This is a genomic window from Pseudoalteromonas sp. GB43, from assembly GCF_054923805.1.
Map to the genome: position 1 here is coordinate 1,520,216 of NZ_JBPCHJ010000001.1, position 18,988 is coordinate 1,539,203.

Here is an 18,988-nt window from a genome sequence, read left to right on the forward strand (position 1 = left end):
CAGTGCCAGCACTGGCTGTTTAAAACCTTAGTTATAAAATTTGTAATAACTCACCACGATAAAAATCACATAACAACCAAATTTGTTGAAATGGATGATGCTTAGGCACATCAAGGTGAGTAAGTACTGACTTAAAATCATCAAGATGCCATATAGTACTGGCATTTCGAATTAATAACCAAGGCTGAGTAGACTCGTAGTGTTTCTTAGCTTTTTGTGCCAGCAAGCGATGTAAAGCACAGTGCAAACGCTCGTTACTCGGTGCTAAAGCCATTTCAGCAAGATCTCGTTGCATTGAGATAGACAGCGATCGACCTAACACCGCCATTGCCTCTGTTTCGCTGGCATATAAATGTGCAACTTCAATATCAAGCCGTTCATCACCTTTGTAACAACTCACGTCTGGTTTGCTCGGCGTGTTATGCCAAATATTGCGCATACTTACGCCAAACTGCTTTTCGTAACAGCGCAAAAACAATTTTGCTGCACCATGCTCGAGCGCTATTTTTTCTTGTTCACTTTCACGATTCATTTAATGTTGCATACACATCTTTTAATAACCCAGAAGCGCCAAAACGAAATAGCTCAGGTTGTAAATACGCTTCACCCATAATTGACTCAGCTAGGGCTAAATACTCAGCAGCATCGGTGACTGTTCTGACCCCGCCTGCCGCCTTAAAACCAACCTTTTTGCGACTCGCTTTTATAGTGCTTAACATGATGTCTGTTGCAGCTAGCGTTGCATTAACAGCCACTTTACCGGTACTGGTTTTAACAAAGTCAGCGCCGCCATCAATTGCCAGCTTTGTTGCTGTTACAATGAGGTCATCGCTTAATTCGCCACTTTCGATAATGACTTTAAGCTGCGCTTGAGTGCCACATGCCTCTTTTGACGCTTTGACATACTCTAAAACTTTGCGCTCATCACCGGCAATTAGCGCTTTATAAGGGATCACTAAATCAATTTCATCAGCGCCGCGCTCAATGGCAAACAGGGTTTCATTTAACACTTGCTCTAACGATTGCTCCCCACTAGGAAAGTTAGTAACTGTAGCCACTTTGACTTGCTGTAGTTCGCGCTCAGCGAGAGCAAGCTTTGCATCGCTAACAAACTGGCTATACACACAAACCGCTGCAGGAATGCCTAACGTTGGCTCAATACTGGCAACCAAGTTATTAATGGTTTGTGTTGTGTCGCTGTCATTCAGAGTTGTTAAGTCCATCAGTGCCACCGCTTGGGCAGCGCTTGTTTGCATTTTAGTCATAGTTCTTATAGTTGTGTTGCCATATTAGTGACCTATAGTAGCAAATTTTTATCATTCGGCTATAAATCATAACTAATCACCATAAGGCTGCTTATTTACTTGTAACTCGCCGCAATCCCTTGTTAACTAAGTCTTAAGCCAAAACAAACCACCTGGTATAACTTTTAGTTATATAAACTTGGTTTTAATTATTTTTTACTTTTTTTAGAGCACTATATTCTGCTTGCCTGCAATAAGCAGTTTCTTGATGTGTTTTAGGGGTGAGAACAAAGTGCAATATTTACCAATCTTTACCAAATTAGACGACAAACCTGTGCTGGTAGTCGGCGGTGGAGATGTTGCGTTACGCAAATGCCGTGCATTTTTAAAAGCGCGCGCTCATGTGACGCTAGTCGCCCCTGAATTTTGTGATGAGCTACTTGCTCTTGCTAAGCAAAACGAAGTAAACCTGATCACTGATATATTCAAAGAACAATATTTAGATCAACAAATGCTGGTGATCGCTGCAACTGATATAGACAGCGTTAACAAAGACGTGTTCGAACTTGCGAATGCGCGCAATATTTTCGTTAACGTGGTGGATGATCAACCTAAGTGCAGCTTTATTTTTCCATCAATTGTTGACCGTGATCCAATCACTATTGCAATTTCAAGCGCAGGCACAGCGCCAGTATTAGCACGTCGTTTACGCGAAAAACTCGAAACGCTTATTCCACAGCATATTGGTCCACTCGCTACATTAGTTGGTAGCTTTCGTGACAAAGTAAAACAACGCTTTAAACACTTTGCCGATCGTCGCCAGTTTTGGGAAGGCGTATTTGATTCATCAGTTGTAAGTAAAGTGCAAGCGGGTAATACCGGCGCTGCAACAGCGCAGTTAGAGCAACTGTTAGATGCAAAGCCAGAGCCTGAAGGCGAAGTGTATGTTGTTGGTGCATATCAGGTGACCCAGAGCTATTAACACTAAAAGCACTACAGTTAATGCAACAAGCTGATGTGGTGGTATATGATTATTTGGTTTCTGATGAAATTATGGATTTAGTACGCCGTGATGCAGACCTAGTTTGCGTAGGCAAACGTTTAGGCGATCACAGCGTAGCGCAAGAAGATACCAATCAGATGTTGGTCGATTTTGCCAAGCAAGGCAAAAAAGTATGCCGTATTAAAGGTGGCGATCCGTTTATTTATGGTCGTGGTGGTGAAGAAGTACAAGTTCTTGCCGCGAATAAGGTACGTTACCAAATCGTACCGGGTATTACTGCTGCTGCAGGCTGTAGCGCTTATGCCGGTATTCCACTTACTCACAGAGATCATGCGCAAGCCATTCAGTTTGTAACAGGTCACTGTAAAAAAGATGGTCAAGAATTAGATTGGCAGTCACTCGCCAAGCCAAATCAGACCTTAGCGATTTATATGGGCGTGATTAAATCACCACATATTCAAGCACAACTATTAAAACATGGCCGCGGTGCAGATACACCGGTTGCCATTATCGAAAATGGCACACGTAAAGAACAACGTGTGGTAACAGGGCAATTAGGTGAGCTGGCCGACTTGATTTCGCGCCATAGCATTATTTCACCCGCCCTATTAATTATTGGTGAAGTTGCATCATTGCACCATCAGCTTGCATGGTTTGGTCAAACAGAACAAACCAGCAGCTTTGCCCAGCCAATTACTGGCGTAGCTTAATTTAACTTTTAATCATTTTAGTAGGACGACTAACAATGGCTTTAACACACCTTCAGCAATTAGAAGCTGAAAGTATCAAAATCATGCGCGAAGTTGCTGCTGAGTTTGAAAACCCGGTGATGCTTTACTCAATCGGTAAAGATTCATCTGTGTTATTACACTTAGCGCGTAAAGCGTTTTATCCAGCAAAGATCCCATTTCCACTTTTACACGTTGACACCAACTGGAAGTTTAAGGAAATGATCGCGTTTCGTGACCGCCTAGCTAAAGAGTATGGCTTTGATTTAATCGTCCACAAAAACCCTGAAGGGTTAGAGATTGATATCAATCCATTTGTACACGGCTCAGCAAAGCACACCGACATCATGAAAACGCAAGGCTTAAAGCAAGCGTTAGATAAATACGGCTTTGATGCTGCATTTGGTGGTGCTCGTCGTGACGAAGAGAAATCACGAGCTAAAGAGCGTGTTTATTCATTCCGTGATAAACACCACAGATGGGATCCAAAAAACCAACGTCCAGAGCTTTGGAATACCTACAACAGCCAAGTTAATCCGGGTGAAAGCATTCGTGTATTCCCGTTATCTAACTGGACTGAGCTGGATATTTGGCAGTATATCTACCAAGAAAACATTGAAATGGTTCCACTTTACCTTGCCAAAGAACGCCCAGTCGTTGAGCGTAACGGCACGCTAATCATGGTTGATGATGAGCGTATGCCATTAGAAGAAGGCGAAGTACCGCAAATGAAGTCGGTACGTTTTCGTACTCTTGGTTGTTACCCGCTAACGGGTGCTGTGGAATCAACAGCAGGTACCTTAACTGAAATTATCGAAGAAATGCTGCTTTCAACCTCTTCTGAGCGTGAAGGCCGCGTGATTGATCACGACTCTGCTGGTTCAATGGAAAAGAAAAAACGTGAGGGCTATTTCTAATGTCTAAAACAAACGACACGATTAATGAAGTAAGAGAGTTAGGCATCGACGCCTACCTTGCACGTCAACAAGACAAAAGCCTTTTACGCATGCTGACCTGTGGTAGTGTGGATGACGGTAAATCAACGCTGATTGGCCGCCTTTTACATGACAGTCACCAAATTTATGAAGACCAACTTGCAGCCCTGCATAAAGACAATGAAAAAGTCGGTAATGCCGGTGAAGAGCTTGATTTAGCACTTCTTGTAGATGGTCTGCAAGCTGAACGTGAGCAAGGTATTACCATTGACGTTGCTTATCGTTACTTCTCAACAGCAAAACGTAAGTTCATTATTGCTGATACGCCAGGACATGAGCAGTACACTCGCAACATGGTAACCGGCGCATCAACCAGTGATGTGGCGATTATCTTAGTTGACGCGCGTTACGGCGTACAAGTACAAACTAAGCGTCATAGCTTTATCTGTGACTCATTAGGTATTAAGCAGTTTGTTGTTGCTATCAACAAGATGGATATCGTCGATTTCGATGAAACCGTATACGAAAAAATCAAAGCCGACTACCTTAAGTTTGCAGATCAACTAAACGTTACTAATATCAAGTTTGTGCCTATGTCAGCGCTAAAAGGTGACAACGTAGTTACACGCTCAGAGCACACACCTTATTACACAGATAAACCACTGCTTGAGTTACTTGAAGACTCACCAGCGGCTGAAATTGATAACGGTTTTGAAGCGCGTCTTCCGGTGCAATATGTGGTACGCCCTAACTTAGACTTCCGTGGCTTCCAAGGCACTCTAACGTCTGGCAAGTTCAGCGTGGGTGATGCTGTAAAAGTATTACCATCAGGTAAAAGCTCAAGCATCAAAGAGATTGTCACTTTCGATGGCAACTTAGATACCGCTGAAGCAGGCCAAGCAATCACTTTAACGTTAAACGACGAAATTGATATCAGCCGTGGCGATGTAATTGTACCAGCCGCTTCAAAAGCTGCTGTAACAAACCGTATTCAAGCTAAACTAGTATGGATGCATGAAGCACCGTTAGTATTAGGTAAAAGCTATAACTTTAAGTTAGGCAGCAAAAATACCTCGGCAGTGGTAAGAAAAATCGATTACACGATTGATGTAAATACCCTTGAGCATGGTCAAGCTGATTCATTACAACTTAACGAAATTGCAATTGTAACCTTAGAGCTTACAGAAACAATTTTGGCTGATGAGTACCACAACAACCATGAAACAGGTGCGTTTATCCTAATTGACCGCTTATCAAACCTAACCGTTGCGGCAGGTATGATTGAGCAATTACTTAGCACTGAAGAACAACAAAGTAGCTTTAGCGACTTTGAAGTTGAATTTAACGCTTTAGTACGCAAGCACTTCCCTCATTGGCAAGCGCTTGATATAACTAAGCTTAAATAACCACTATTCGCCTGTTATAGGAAGTAAAAAGCATGTATCAACAGCTGGTATTAACAGGCATTATGCTGGTATTAGTGGGGTGCCTTTTTGGCACTCGACTAAAACCTGCATGGTTATTTGTCGGCGCCATTGGTATTAGTTATTTAGCAGGGCTAATAAGCCTTGAAGATATGCTAATTAACTATGCAAACCCTTCTTTAATTACCCTTATTTTACTTGTACTCGTTTCGATAGCTGTAGAAAAAACCACGTTAGTGCAAAAGCTTGCTCAGTCTCTTTCGAAAGGCAGCCTGACAAGTTCGGTGACCAAGCTTGGTTTATCAACCGCCTTTTTATCATCATTTACCAATAATACTGCGGTAGTGGCATCGCTGATCAGTGCGATAAAAGAAAGCCCAACACATTCACCGTCTAAACTTTTATTGCCTTTATCATACACCGCCATTTTAGGTGGCACGATCACCCTGATTGGCACCTCAACCAATTTAATTGTTAATGGCTTTGCCGTTGAAGCGGGCATGGAGCCGCTTGGCTTTTTTGATTTTACCTTGATTGGCTTAGGCGCACTGAGCGTTGGCCTTATCACCATTTTAGTGATGCTCAAGTATTTACCAGATAACGGTAAAAACGACCAAGAAGTAGTGCCCTTTTACCTAGAAGGTGAAGTAGAAGCAGGCTCAAAACTCATTGGTAAAAGTGTTGAGGAAAATGGCCTTCGTGAATTAAAAGACTTGTTCTTAGCCGAAATAATTCGTGGTGATAAACGTATCTGTGCGGTTACCCCAAAACAAGTTATCAAAGAAGGTGACGTACTACTTTTTGTAGGTGATATAAAGTCAGTACCTCTGCTCACCCAATTTGACGGCTTAAAAGTTGTGCACGACAAACATGAGAAAGACGTTGAGCACTTAGTTGAAGTTGTTGTTAGCCATTCTTCAAAATACATTGGTAAAACAATTAAAGAAGTTCGCTTTCGTGAACAATTTCATGCTGCCGTTATTGCTATTCGCCGCGGCCATGACCGTTTACAAGGTGGTTTGGGTAAAGTTCAGTTGCAAGCTGGTGACTCGCTGATCCTAGCGCCTGGCAAAGAGTTTTACTCGCTACCTAATTTAAAACGTGAGTTCGTTTATATTTCAGGCCTTGATTTACAAACCCATTTAAAACCTAAGCAATCAAATATTGTGTTAGCAAGTTTTGCAGCCGTATTGGGGTTAAGTATTGTCGGCCTCGTTCCCTTAGTGAAAGGTCTACTCGTTCTTCTTATCGGTTTAATGCTAACGGGTACAATCAAGCTAAGTGAAGTAAAACGTCGTTTTCCAATTGAGTTACTCGCAGTAGTGGGTAGTGCTATTGGCCTTGCCAAACTCATGATAGGCACAGGCCTTGCCGGTGAAATTTCATCAGCCATGTTATACGTATTAGGTGATTTTGGACCTTACGGCGCATTTATCGCAATATTCTTGATGACGGTTTTGTTTACCGAACTTATTACCAATAACGCCGCTGCCGCGCTTTCATTTCCGGTAGCGTATGCACTCGCCGTTGGTTTTGATGTATCACCGTTGCCTTTTATTATGGCTGTCGCATTTGGTGCATCAGCGAGCTTCATTTCGCCATTTGGTTATCAAACTAACTTGATGGTTTACAGCGCGGGAAATTACCGCCTTAAAGATTACATTGCCATGGGTTTACCTTTATCGATTATTTACTCGATTACGGTTTTAACACTCATACCGCTGGTATTCCCATTTCAATAACGAGAGTAAAGACAATGGATGAAAATATCGTTTGGCATAATTACGCCATTAGCAAATCACAGCGTAGTGAGCAAAAAAAGCATAAGCCAACCATTTTATGGTTCACAGGTTTTTCAGGCTCAGGCAAAAGCACTGTTGCAAACGCACTAGAAAGCGCATTAAACCAATTAGGTGTTCACACCTACCTACTCGATGGCGACAATGTGCGTCATGGCTTGTGTAAAGATCTTGGCTTTACAGATGAAGACCGCGTGGAAAACATTCGCCGCGTTGGTGAAACGGCAAAGCTAATGGTCGATGCCGGTCTTGTGGTATTAACCGCATTTATTTCGCCATTTCAAAGCGAACGCGATATGGTAAGAAACTTAGTAGAGGATGGTGAGTTTATTGAAGTATTTTTAGATACCCCGCTCGACGTGTGTGAAACACGCGACCCTAAAGGGCTGTATAAAAAAGCGCGCGCAGGTGAAATTAAGCACTTCACTGGTATCGACTCAGACTATCAAATCCCTACATCGCCAGAAATTAAAATCGATACCAGTAAAAACACCCTAGACCAATCGGTGCAAGAGCTGGTAGCGTATTTAAAACAACAGCAAATTATAGGTTAAGTCATGAATCAAACGGAACTGCTAGAAGAAATCTTACTCCTCGCACGCCAAGCCGGCAGTGCAATAATGGGGATTTACGAAAAGGACTTTAATGTTGAGTACAAAGCTGATGAAAGCCCAGTGACCGACGCCGACCTAGCAGCTCACAAAGTGATTGTGAATGGCTTACAACATCTCACCCCTGATGTACCAATTCTAAGCGAAGAAAGCGCTGATATTAGCTGGGATATCCGTCAAACTTGGCAACGCTACTGGTTAGTAGACCCAATTGATGGCACCAAAGAGTTCATTAAAAAGAATGGCGAGTTTACAGTGAACATTGCCTTGATTGAAAAAGGTAAACCAGTATTAGCTGTTGTCGATGCACCGGCATTAGGTGTGTCGTATATTGCTGCTGAGGCAATTGGTGCCTTTAAAGATAAAGGTGATGAGCGCATTGAACTTAAGGTAACCCGTAAACCAAATAAAGGGCTTATCCGTGTTGTCGGCAGCCGTTCACACCCTTCTCCTGATCTAGCTGAATTTGTAAAACAGTTTGAAGATGTAGAAATGGTTTCAAAGGGCAGCTCGCTAAAACTTTGTCTTGTTGCCGAAGGTAGTGCTGATATATACCCACGCCTAAATTCAACCTGTGAGTGGGATACCGGAGCAGGTCATGCGATTGCCGAAATAGCAGGCGCAACGGTTAGCAAACTCGATGGCAGCCCACTACTGTATAACAGTAAAGAAGAGTATCTGAATCCGTATTTTGTCGTATCGGCATTACAGGACTAAAAGCATTCCGTTAAATACCGTAGGCTGGGTAGAGCGTAGCGAAACCCAGCGTCTCCCCTGTCATCGCAAAATAAATATCAAAATTTCATATTCCCTACTTTATGACCACAATCATCTAGCCAATAAGTCCTTGTTCCTATAGTATTTTGCTCTCTCAAACTCATAAAGGAATAACCATGACGACTGTTGAAAAAGCAATTGAATCTGGCTACGAGGCCCAAATTAGCGCACTTTATAAAGCCCTTTCACAAGGAGTGCTTGCCGCTAATGGCGATGAAAGTGAAATCACTGCAGCTGAGGCACGTTTTAAGAAAGGTTTAGCATTTGCCGCAGATATTAAAGCTCGCGCACTTGCAGCAGCAGAATAAATACCACAACTGGGCTTTATAAATAAGCCCAACTTTCTTCTTTTGTAAGTCTCTCCTTACAGCATAGTTATTTAAATACAACGCTAAAACATGCATTCTAAGTCGCTTTTCTATATGCTGCGCGACAATTATTATTCTAATAGTGGAGTGCTAATGAACACACATCAAGATGCTATGCCGTATGATGCATCGACAACAAGTAGTAACTCAAAATGGAATCTTCATGACACCCAATGGGTATTAAGTTTATTTGGCACCGCAGTCGGTGCAGGGATTTTATTCTTACCAATTAATATCGGTATCGGCGGATTTTGGCCTTTGATTATCATGGCGTGTCTTGCCTTTCCGATGACTTACTTAGCTCACAGAGGCTTAGCCCGATTTGTTTTATCATCAAAACAGCCTGAAGCAGACTTTACCGATGTAGTAGAAGAACACTTTGGCATTAACGCCGGGCGCTTAATCTCTTTACTGTATTTTCTCTCTATCTTCCCTATCTTACTTATTTACGGTGTTGGATTAACCAACACTGTTGATAGCTTTATCGTTAATCAACTAGGTATGGAATCACCACCACGCGTACTGTTATCTGGTGTACTCGTTGGCGGTATGATCAGTTTAATGCTTGGTGGCGAAGCACTGATGTTACGTGCTTTTGCAATCCTTGTTTATCCTCTCGTCGCTATCTTGTTTTTCTTATCGATTTACCTGATCCCAAGCTGGCAAATGCCAGATGTGTCTGTCCCTGAGTTTTCAGGCTTTATGAAAACACTTTGGTTATCAATACCTATCATTGTATTCTCATTTAGCCACGCAGCTGCGATCTCAAGCTTTGTGCATGTACAACGTGCTCACTATGGCAACAATGCTAAAATGAAGTCAGAAGCAATTCTAAAGCGTACTAGCCTACTATTAATCGTGTTTGTTTTACTGTTTGTATTCTCGTGTGTGCTGTCACTATCTACTGAACAAATGATACAAGCAAAAGCTGATAACGTGTCTATCTTGTCATTCCTTGCCAATATTACAGATAACTCGTTTATTGCTACCTTAGGGCCATTAGTAGCCTTTATCGCGATTACGTCTTCATTCTTAGGTCACTTCTTAGGTGCCCGTGAAAGCTTCAACGGCCTTGTTAGTAAGCAAGCCCATATGAACCCTAAACTCGTTGATAAGATTGGCACTGTTATCATGTTCTTTGCTATTTGGTATTGCTCGGTGATCAACCCAAGTATTTTAGACATGATGGATCAGCTGTCAGGCCCTATCATCGCCATGATCCTTTTCATCATGCCAATGATTGCCGTTTATAAAGTACCTAGCTTACACAAATACAGAAACCGCTTAAGCACACTGTTCGTATTAACAGTTGGCTCTCTAGCCGTATTTGCGCTTATCTACAGCATGATTAAGTAATCCCATCATTGCTAGATATAGAAGCCCAGCCGGGAAATCGGCTGGGCTTTTTTGTTAGCAACTGGAAAGTTGGAAGGCGTGGCGTAGGTTGGGTAGAGCGCAGCGAAACCAAACAGCGTGGTAATTCGTCATGCACAATGCAGAGGTAAAGTTCATTAATAAAAGACGAATTAGCGCAAGGTGAAATAAGCCGTTTTAGAGATCGCTAACCTGTTAGACCAGTAGAGATTTTAAGAATTTTTAACCATGGGTTATGAAGAGGGTCATATGGATTATGTTGGGTTTCGCTCCGCTCTACCCAACCTACCTGGAGAATGAACAGGGTGAGCTTAGAATGACTCTGTACTAAACAACCCCGCAGTTCAACTTTATCCTTGCTAACTTGTAACTCGCTAATACCATTCCGCTTAAATATCTGATCTAATATAGGCTATATAAAATCACCGGCTAATAACATTGAATTCAAACATATCTGAACAGCTTTTAGCGCTTTCTCGAAAAGAACCAAACGCACGAAAACGCATGCGATTGCTCGCAGTGTCTTTATTTTATGAGGGTAATAGCCGAACCGATATTGCAAAACGTCTAAACACTGCAAGAAGTAGTGTGAATAAATGGGTTTCTAGTTACCTAGAGTATGGGCTTGATGGTTTAGACAATAAGCCTATTCAAGGACGTCCATCAAGGCTGCAACAGCGGCAACTTGAACAACTGTCTGAATTTATAAAGCGCACGAACACAGAACTACGTGGTGGCCGCCTTACCGGTGAAGACATTGTGCATTACATTCACACTGAATTTGGTGTTCATTACCACTTAAATCATGTCTATAAAATTCTAAAGCAACTTGGCTTTAGTTGGATCACAAGCCGCTCTAAACACCCAAAACAATCATTACAGAGCCAAGAGGCTTTTAAAAAACTTCCAGCTGGAAACGATCCTTCACACACCAGGACACCTTCCTCTTGATCGGATCGACGTATGGTTTCAGGACGAAGCACGATTTGGCCAGCAAAATCCGACTACGCGCATTTGGGCTGAAACAGGCACTCGGCCACGGATTGTAAAACAACAGCAATTTGACTATGGATACTTATTTGGCGCGGTATGTCCAGCGACAGGCCAAACAGAAGCGTTAGTTAGCCCATTCGTAAATAAAGAAGCAATGACGCAGCATATGCGCCAGATATCACACGCGACACCTGTTGGAAGACACGCTGTCGTGATAATAGATGGCGCAGGCTGGCACACATACGATACAGCTGCAGAATTTAAAAACCTAACCCTGATAAAGCTCCCACCTTATTCACCAGAGCTAAATCCAATAGAGCAAGTATGGAGCTGGATACGACAGCATTGTTTATCCAATAGAGTGTTTTCGGGCTATGACGAAATTGTCGATGAAGTTTCAAAGGCATGGAATCACTTTATTTCAATCCCGGATCGAGTGAAGAAAATGTGCAATCGGGAATGGATTAAATTGATTTAATCTTTATGCGGAATGGTATAACTCACGTTGGGTTTCGCTCCGCTCTACCCAACCTACCTGGCTGACAGCTCCAAACGCAAAAAAGCCCGACTCTTTCGAATCGGGCTTTCTCTTATTTGGAGCCTGGCGATGACCTACTTTCACATAGCAGCTGCTACACTATCATCGGCGCTGTTTCGTTTCACTACTGAGTTCGGCATGGGGTCAGGTGGGTCCAAAACGCTATTGTCACCAAGCAAATTGGGTTTTAATTCGCTCATCTGAGCAAATTAATAAATCTGGAATTCTGATATTAAGTAAAATGTCTACTTTAGTAACTTAACTTCTGTTCGTTACGCTGTCATAAAACGCGTTTGGCGTTGTATGGTTAAGCCTCACGGGTAATTAGTACAGGTTAGCTTAATGGCTCACACCACTTCCACATCCTGCCTATTAACGTTGTAGTCTTCAACGGCCCTTCAGAGACTTTAAAAGTCTAGTGAGAACTCATCTCGAGGCCTGCTTCGCGCTTAGATGCTTTCAGCGCTTATCAGTTCCGAACGTAGCTACCGGGCAGTGCCATTGGCATGACAACCCGAACACCAGCGGTTCGTTCACTCCGGTCCTCTCGTACTAGGAGCAACCCCTCTCAATTCTCAAACGCCCACGGCAGATAGGGACCGAACTGTCTCACGACGTTCTAAACCCAGCTCGCGTACCACTTTAAATGGCGAACAGCCATACCCTTGGGACCGACTTCAGCCCCAGGATGTGATGAGCCGACATCGAGGTGCCAAACACCGCCGTCGATATGAACTCTTGGGCGGTATCAGCCTGTTATCCCCGGAGTACCTTTTATCCGTTGAGCGATGGCCCTTCCATTCAGAACCACCGGATCACTATGACCTACTTTCGTACCTGCTCGACGTGTCTGTCTCGCAGTTAAGCTGGCTTCTACCATTACACTAACCGTACGATGTCCGACCGTACTTAGCCAACCTTCGTGCTCCTCCGTTACTCTTTGGGAGGAGACCGCCCCAGTCAAACTACCCACCAGGCACTGTCCGTAACCCCGATTAGGGGCCAACGTTAGAACATCAACACTACAAGGGTGGTATTTCAAGGACGGCTCCACAAAAACTAGCGTTTCTGCTTCAAAGCCTCCCACCTATCCTACACATGTAGGGTCAATGTTCAGTGCCAAGCTGTAGTAAAGGTTCACGGGGTCTTTCCGTCTAGCCGCGGGTACACAGCATCTTCACTGCGATTTCAATTTCACTGAGTCTCGGGTGGAGACAGCGTGGCCATGGTTACACCATTCGTGCAGGTCGGAACTTACCCGACAAGGAATTTCGCTACCTTAGGACCGTTATAGTTACGGCCGCCGTTTACCGGGGCTTCGATCAAGAGCTTCGTCCGAAAACTAACCCCATCAATTAACCTTCCGGCACCGGGCAGGTGTCACACCGTATACGTCATCTTGCGATTTTGCACAGTGCTGTGTTTTTAATAAACAGTCCCAGCCACCTGGTCACTGCGGCTCCCGTCCGCTTAGAGAGCAAGTCTCATCACAGATAGGAGCGTACCTTCTCCCGAAGTTACGGTACAATTTTGCCTAGTTCCTTCACCCGAGTTCTCTCAAGCGCCTTAGTATTCTCTACCTGACCACCTGTGTCGGTTTGGGGTACGATTCGGTATAATCTGAAGCTTAGAGGCTTTTCCTGGAAGTATGGCATCAACAACTTCACACCCTTGGGTGCTCGTCTCGTGTCTCAGTCTTAGCAACCCGGATTTTCCTAAGTCACCAACCTACTCACTTTCACATGGACAACCAACGCCATGCTTGTTTAGCCTGCTCCGTCCCCCCATCGCAATTATACCAAGTACGGGAATATTAACCCGTTTCCCATCGACTACGCCTTTCGGCCTCGCCTTAGGGGTCGACTTACCCTACCCTGATTAACATGGGATAGGAACCCTTGGTCTTCCGGCGTGCGGGTTTTTCACCCGCATTATCGTTACTCATGTCAGCATTCGCACTTCTGATACCTCCAGCAAACCTCCCGGTTCACCTTCAACGGCTTACAGAACGCTCCCCTACCACTCAAACAAAGTTTGAATCCGCAGCTTCGGTGCATAGTTTAGCCCCGTTACATCTTCCGCGCAGACCGACTCGACCAGTGAGCTATTACGCTTTCTTTAAAGGATGGCTGCTTCTAAGCCAACCTCCTGGCTGTCTGGGCCTTTCCACATCGTTTCCCACTTAACTATGACTTTGGGACCTTAGCTGGCGGTCTGGGTTGTTTCCCTCTTCACGACGGACGTTAGCACCCGCCGTGTGTCTCCCGGATAGTACTTTACGGTATTCGGAGTTTGCAAAGGGTTGGTAAGTCGGGATGACCCCCTAGCCTTAACAGTGCTCTACCCCCGTAAGTATTCGTCCGAGGCTCTACCTAAATAGATTTCGGGGAGAACCAGCTATCTCCCGGTTTGATTAGCCTTTCACTCCTAGCCACAGGTCATCCCCTAACTTTTCAACGTTAGTGGGTTCGGTCCTCCAGTTGATGTTACTCAACCTTCAACCTGCCCATGGCTAGATCACCGGGTTTCGGGTCTATACCTTGCAACTATACGCCCAGTTAAGACTCGGTTTCCCTACGGCTACCCTAATCGGTTAACCTCGCTACAAAATATAAGTCGCTGACCCATTATACAAAAGGTACGCAGTCACCCTCGAAGGGCTCCTACTGCTTGTACGTACACGGTTTCAGGTTCTATTTCACTCCCCTCACAGGGGTTCTTTTCGCCTTTCCCTCACGGTACTGGTTCACTATCGGTCAGTTGGGAGTATTTAGCCTTAGATGATGGTCCACCTATATTCAGTCAAAGTTTCACGTGCTCCGACCTACTCGATTTCACTTAAGATGCATTTTCGTGTACGGGACTATCACCCTGTATCGTCAAACTTTCCAGAATGTTCCACTAACACATAATAAGCTTAAGGGCTGGTCCGGTTTCGCTCGCCGCTACTTCCGGAATCTCGGTTGATTTCTGTTCCTACGGGTACTTAGATGTTTCAGTTCTCCGCGTTCGCCTCTTACACCTATGTATTCAGTGCAAGATACCTGCAAGCAGGTGGGTTTCCCCATTCGGAAATCCTAGTCTCAAGCGCTTTTTACTAGCTTGACTAGGCTTATCGCAAGTTAATACGTCCTTCATCGCCTCCAACTGCCAAGGCATCCACCGTGTACGCTTAGTCACTTAACCATACAACCCAAACGGGTCTTTGTTAGTGACAGCTGTTAACTTCGCCAGAAGTTAATTCATCAAATAATGATGAGAATACTAAAGTAGATACCGATTAATCATTGCTGATTAACTGGCATATTTTTTACTTTTGAAAACTCTTTATAAATAACAATGTTATCTATAAGAATTTTAATATCAGCTTTCCAAATTTTTAAAGAGCAAGAGAATAAACTTCTCAAAATTAAACACACTCTATTCTCAAGCAGTTTATTACCTGATTAAGAATGTTTATTTTTAAGGAGTAAAAGTGGTGGAGCTAAGCAGGATCGAACTGCTGACCTCCTGCGTGCAAGGCAGGCGCTCTCCCAGCTGAGCTATAGCCCCACATATGCTGGTACTTACTGTTTTATTAGCCACTTCGATTGAGACAAGGCGTAAGTTGAGGACGTTTAGTTCACTAAACGACGAAGCTTACAACTCAGTATCAAGAAGAAGTGGTGGGTCTGAGTAGATTTGAACTACCGACCTCACCCTTATCAGGGGTGCGCTCTAACCAACTGAGCTACAGACCCAAACAATAAGTGTTGTTCTCTTTACAATTAACAATCATCTGTGTGGACACTACGAACAAATAAGTTCTAAATCGTATAAGGAGGTGATCCAGCCCCAGGTTCCCCTAGGGCTACCTTGTTACGACTTCACCCCAGTCATGAATCACTCCGTGGTGAACGTCCTCCCGAAGGTTAGACTATCCACTTCTGGAGCAACCCACTCCCATGGTGTGACGGGCGGTGTGTACAAGGCCCGGGAACGTATTCACCGCGTCATTCTGATACGCGATTACTAGCGATTCCGACTTCATGGAGTCGAGTTGCAGACTCCAATCCGGACTACGACGCACTTTAAGTGATTCGCTTACCCTCGCAGGTTCGCAGCACTCTGTATGCGCCATTGTAGCACGTGTGTAGCCCTACACGTAAGGGCCATGATGACTTGACGTCGTCCCCACCTTCCTCCGGTTTATCACCGGCAGTCTCCTTAGAGTTCCCGACCGAATCGCTGGCAACTAAGGATAGGGGTTGCGCTCGTTGCGGGACTTAACCCAACATCTCACAACACGAGCTGACGACAGCCATGCAGCACCTGTATCAGAGCTCCCGAAGGCACCAAACCATCTCTGGTAAGTTCTCTGTATGTCAAGTGTAGGTAAGGTTCTTCGCGTTGCATCGAATTAAACCACATGCTCCACCGCTTGTGCGGGCCCCCGTCAATTCATTTGAGTTTTAACCTTGCGGCCGTACTCCCCAGGCGGTCTACTTAATGCGTTAACTTTGAAAAACAAGTCCGAAGACCCGAGCTTCTAGTAGACATCGTTTACGGCGTGGACTACCAGGGTATCTAATCCTGTTTGCTCCCCACGCTTTCGTACATGAGCGTCAGTGTTGACCCAGGTGGCTGCCTTCGCCATCGGTATTCCTTCAGATCTCTACGCATTTCACCGCTACACCTGAAATTCTACCACCCTCTATCACACTCTAGTTTGCCAGTTCGAAATGCAGTTCCCAGGTTGAGCCCGGGGCTTTCACATCTCGCTTAACAAACCGCCTGCGTACGCTTTACGCCCAGTAATTCCGATTAACGCTCGCACCCTCCGTATTACCGCGGCTGCTGGCACGGAGTTAGCCGGTGCTTCTTCTGTAAGTAACGTCACAGCTAAGTGCTATTAACACTTAACCTTTCCTCCTTACTGAAAGTGCTTTACAACCCGAAGGCCTTCTTCACACACGCGGCATGGCTGCATCAGGCTTGCGCCCATTGTGCAATATTCCCCACTGCTGCCTCCCGTAGGAGTCTGGGCCGTGTCTCAGTCCCAGTGTGGCTGATCATCCTCTCAAACCAGCTAGGGATCGTCGCCTTGGTGAGCCATTACCTCACCAACTAGCTAATCCCACTTGGGCTAATCTTATGGCGTGAGGCCCGAAGGTCCCCCACTTTGGTCCGTAGACATCATGCGGTATTAGCAGTCGTTTCCAACTGTTGTCCCCCACCATAAGGCATATTCCCAAGCATTACTCACCCGTCCGCCGCTCGTCAGCAGAGTAGCAAGCTACTCTCTGTTACCGCTCGACTTGCATGTGTTAGGCCTGCCGCCAGCGTTCAATCTGAGCCATGATCAAACTCTTCAATTAAAAGTTTTTTGAAACCGAAGTTTCGTGCTCAATGAATTCTGTATAAATTGACTATATAGTCACTCATAAGAAATTGAGACTCTAAATTTGTTTGCTCCACTTAGTAAACCAAGCTTCGCTGTTAGAACTCAATCTGTACGAGTGCCCACACAGATGATTGCTTTATATTGTTAAAGAACGTTGCGACGTTGTCGCTAGGGATGCGTATAATACATCCTTAATTTTTCGAGTCAATACTTAATTTCAAACTTTCTTTCGATTATTTGAAACCGAAGTTTCACTTAACTCTCTGCTACGTTGTTCAGCGTCTTTCGTTGCTGCCCGCCGTGTCAGTGGGGTCGCATTATAGGGAGATCCAAAAACAGATCAACACTTTTTTTCGATCTTTTTACTGTTCGCTCAAAAAGCGAACTAAATTTACCGAAAACAGCAAAAACGGTCGTTATTATGGCTGTTTTTTAAGCCAATATTCATAATTTAATGCAAATTTCATTGCTATGTTCATTTAACTCGTTAAGATAGCAAGTTCACAATGTTAAATTAATGTTTATTTCTTGTTTATTGGTAGATCAAAATGAAATTACCCGATCAAAAATCTTTTCTTTTCTCCGTTATTCTTGCTGTTTTAGGTTTTGTGGTTGTTAAGTTCGCACTTGCAAGCTTAGCTTTAGACCCAGCATTGCTATTTGGTGCAGGCTTATTAATTGGTGCTTTGGTTATTGCAGCACTTTCATCAGCGTCAAGTGAGGAGTCAAGTAAAAACAAAAACACTTTATGTTGGCAACCTACCTTATCGTGCTAATGAAGGTGTTGTTCGTGCTTTATTCGAAGAACAAGGCAAAGTTTTCAATGTACGTTTATTAAAAGATAAAAATACAGGTAAACGTCGTGGCTTTGGTTTTGTTGAAATGGCTGAAGCTGATGCAGATAAAGCAATCAATCAATTAAATGATAGCGAATTCCAACAACGTACTTTAAAAGTGCGTGAGGCAAAACAAAAACAAGAGAACGAAGCTAACAGCTTTCGTGAGGGATCTGATCAGTCAGCGTAATAAGCTCAACGCTTAATTGCGAATGACCAATAGGAGCCGTTGCATAATAGTGCAGCGGCTTTTTTTTATCTGTAGTAAGAGTAAAGCCTCGTAGAGCAATTAAACTTTCAACGCGCTTAGCAATCGCTTTGCCTGAGTCAATAAGGAAGATCTGTTGTTTATAGTAGTCACTAATCGCGCTGGCTAGTAATGGAAAGTGTGTACAGCCAAGTACCAGTACATCTATATCTTCTGCTATCGCTAAATTACTCAATACTTTCTCAAGCTTCGCTTTATTGATTTTCTGCGTATGAAATAGTGTTTCTGCAATTTCTACCAGCTCAGTTGAGCCATATAAGCTGACTTGTGTGTCTTGGCTATGAGTACTAATTAAATTTGCAGTATAGCGACTCTTGATGGTTGATGGTGTTGCCAGTAAACCAATATGTTTGCTGTTACTTATAGCGCAAGCAGGTTTTATTGCAGGTACTACCCCGACAACTTCTATACTTGTGTGCTGACGAATAGTTTCTAAGGCAGAGGTAGAGGCGGTATTACACGCAATAACTAGAATATCAACCTGTAAGTTTGCTGTCTCGATAAACTGTAGTAGCGCTAAAAGGCGGGCTATGATCGTTTGCTGACTTTGCGCGCCATAGGGCAATAAAGCATTGTCCATAAAATAACTATAATCAGCATCTGGGATCAATACTTGGATCTGTTCAAGTACGGTTGTTCCACCTATACCAGAATCAAACACCATTATATGAACTGACAAACTGCTTACCTCGGATCATCAAAGATCA

Annotated in this window: 11 protein-coding genes, 2 tRNA genes, 3 rRNA genes and 2 pseudogenes; 10 read left to right on the forward strand and 8 right to left on the reverse strand. The window is 43.9% G+C overall.

Translation table 11 applies throughout. From position 1 onward, the window contains the following. Positions 1 to 31 precede the first annotated feature (31 nt). Together ACRWSG_RS07240 and deoC are read right to left on the reverse strand one after the other, a co-directional pair. Positions 32 to 532, reverse strand: a complete 501-nt coding sequence (locus ACRWSG_RS07240) for a hypothetical protein (protein ID WP_462165974.1) — start codon at positions 530 to 532, stop codon at positions 32 to 34. After that, positions 522 to 1,265 carry a deoxyribose-phosphate aldolase gene (gene deoC, locus ACRWSG_RS07245; protein WP_462165975.1) on the reverse strand — a complete coding sequence of 248 codons (744 nt, stop codon included), beginning with the start codon at positions 1,263 to 1,265 and terminating at the stop codon, positions 522 to 524. The genes ACRWSG_RS07240 and deoC overlap by 11 nt, the downstream gene beginning before the upstream one ends. Before the next feature lie 271 nt (positions 1,266 to 1,536). Between deoC and cysG the strand changes: the two are divergent. From cysG to ACRWSG_RS07290, 9 genes and pseudogenes are all read left to right on the forward strand, one after another. Beyond that, positions 1,537 to 2,957, forward strand: a pseudogene (gene cysG / locus ACRWSG_RS07250) (siroheme synthase CysG). Positions 2,958 to 2,992: 35 nt separating this feature from the next. Next, positions 2,993 to 3,892, forward strand: a complete 900-nt coding sequence (cysD, locus tag ACRWSG_RS07255) for a sulfate adenylyltransferase subunit CysD (protein ID WP_054554821.1) — start codon at positions 2,993 to 2,995, stop codon at positions 3,890 to 3,892. Further along, entirely contained in the window at positions 3,892 to 5,316 is a 1,425-nt protein-coding gene (gene cysN, locus ACRWSG_RS07260; protein ID WP_462165976.1) for a sulfate adenylyltransferase subunit CysN, read from the forward strand. Before cysD ends, cysN begins: the two co-directional genes overlap by 1 nt. A 32-nt stretch (positions 5,317 to 5,348) precedes the next feature. Further along, positions 5,349 to 7,076, forward strand: a complete 1,728-nt coding sequence (locus ACRWSG_RS07265; RefSeq protein WP_462165977.1) for an SLC13 family permease — start codon at positions 5,349 to 5,351, stop codon at positions 7,074 to 7,076. Positions 7,077 to 7,090: 14 nt separating this feature from the next. Further along, positions 7,091 to 7,687 carry an adenylyl-sulfate kinase gene (cysC, locus tag ACRWSG_RS07270; protein ID WP_058586654.1) on the forward strand — a complete coding sequence of 199 codons (597 nt, stop codon included), beginning with the start codon at positions 7,091 to 7,093 and terminating at the stop codon, positions 7,685 to 7,687. Positions 7,688 to 7,690: 3 nt separating this feature from the next. Further along, the gene (gene cysQ / locus ACRWSG_RS07275) at positions 7,691 to 8,461 is read left to right on the forward strand and encodes a 3'(2'),5'-bisphosphate nucleotidase CysQ (RefSeq protein WP_462165979.1); all 771 of its coding nucleotides are present in this window, start codon (positions 7,691 to 7,693) and stop codon (positions 8,459 to 8,461) included. Positions 8,462 to 8,637: 176 nt separating this feature from the next. Then, positions 8,638 to 8,829: a hypothetical protein gene (locus tag ACRWSG_RS07280; RefSeq protein ID WP_138600937.1), complete on the forward strand. Its 192-nt coding sequence runs from the start codon at positions 8,638 to 8,640 to the stop codon at positions 8,827 to 8,829. A 153-nt stretch (positions 8,830 to 8,982) separates the two neighbouring features. After that, positions 8,983 to 10,245 carry an aromatic amino acid transport family protein gene (locus ACRWSG_RS07285; RefSeq protein WP_138618656.1) on the forward strand — a complete coding sequence of 421 codons (1,263 nt, stop codon included), beginning with the start codon at positions 8,983 to 8,985 and terminating at the stop codon, positions 10,243 to 10,245. A 522-nt stretch (positions 10,246 to 10,767) separates the two neighbouring features. Further along, a protein-coding gene (locus ACRWSG_RS07290; RefSeq protein WP_442961853.1) for an IS630 family transposase occupies positions 10,768 to 11,734 on the forward strand; the annotation gives its coding sequence in 2 pieces (ribosomal slippage) (positions 10,768 to 11,166 and positions 11,168 to 11,734; 966 coding nt in all). A gap of 121 nt (positions 11,735 to 11,855) precedes the next feature. Here ACRWSG_RS07290 and rrf read toward each other — a convergent pair. The 5 genes from rrf to ACRWSG_RS07315 all read right to left on the reverse strand — a co-directional run bounded on the left by rrf (position 11,856) and on the right by ACRWSG_RS07315 (position 17,151). Continuing rightward, a 5S ribosomal RNA gene (gene rrf / locus ACRWSG_RS07295) occupies positions 11,856 to 11,970 on the reverse strand. Between the two features lie 127 nt (positions 11,971 to 12,097). After that, a 23S ribosomal RNA gene (locus ACRWSG_RS07300) occupies positions 12,098 to 14,980 on the reverse strand. A 290-nt stretch (positions 14,981 to 15,270) separates the two neighbouring features. Continuing rightward, positions 15,271 to 15,346 (reverse strand) — tRNA-Ala (locus ACRWSG_RS07305). Between the two features lie 111 nt (positions 15,347 to 15,457). Beyond that, positions 15,458 to 15,534, reverse strand: a tRNA-Ile gene (locus ACRWSG_RS07310). A gap of 76 nt (positions 15,535 to 15,610) precedes the next feature. After that, positions 15,611 to 17,151: ribosomal RNA gene (locus tag ACRWSG_RS07315) — 16S ribosomal RNA — on the reverse strand. The 16S, 23S and 5S rRNA genes sit together here with 2 tRNA genes alongside, the layout of an rRNA operon. A 574-nt stretch (positions 17,152 to 17,725) precedes the next feature. On the opposite strand from ACRWSG_RS07315, the pseudogene ACRWSG_RS07320 reads away from it, so the two are divergent. After that, positions 17,726 to 18,203 (forward strand): annotated as a pseudogene (locus tag ACRWSG_RS07320) (RNA recognition motif domain-containing protein). On the opposite strand, the gene murI reads toward ACRWSG_RS07320, so the two are convergent. Then, the gene (gene murI, locus ACRWSG_RS07325) at positions 18,166 to 18,960 is read right to left on the reverse strand and encodes a glutamate racemase (RefSeq protein WP_462165981.1); all 795 of its coding nucleotides are present in this window, start codon (positions 18,958 to 18,960) and stop codon (positions 18,166 to 18,168) included. The pseudogene ACRWSG_RS07320 and the gene murI sit on opposite strands and share 38 nt — an antisense overlap. Positions 18,961 to 18,988 lie beyond the last annotated feature (28 nt).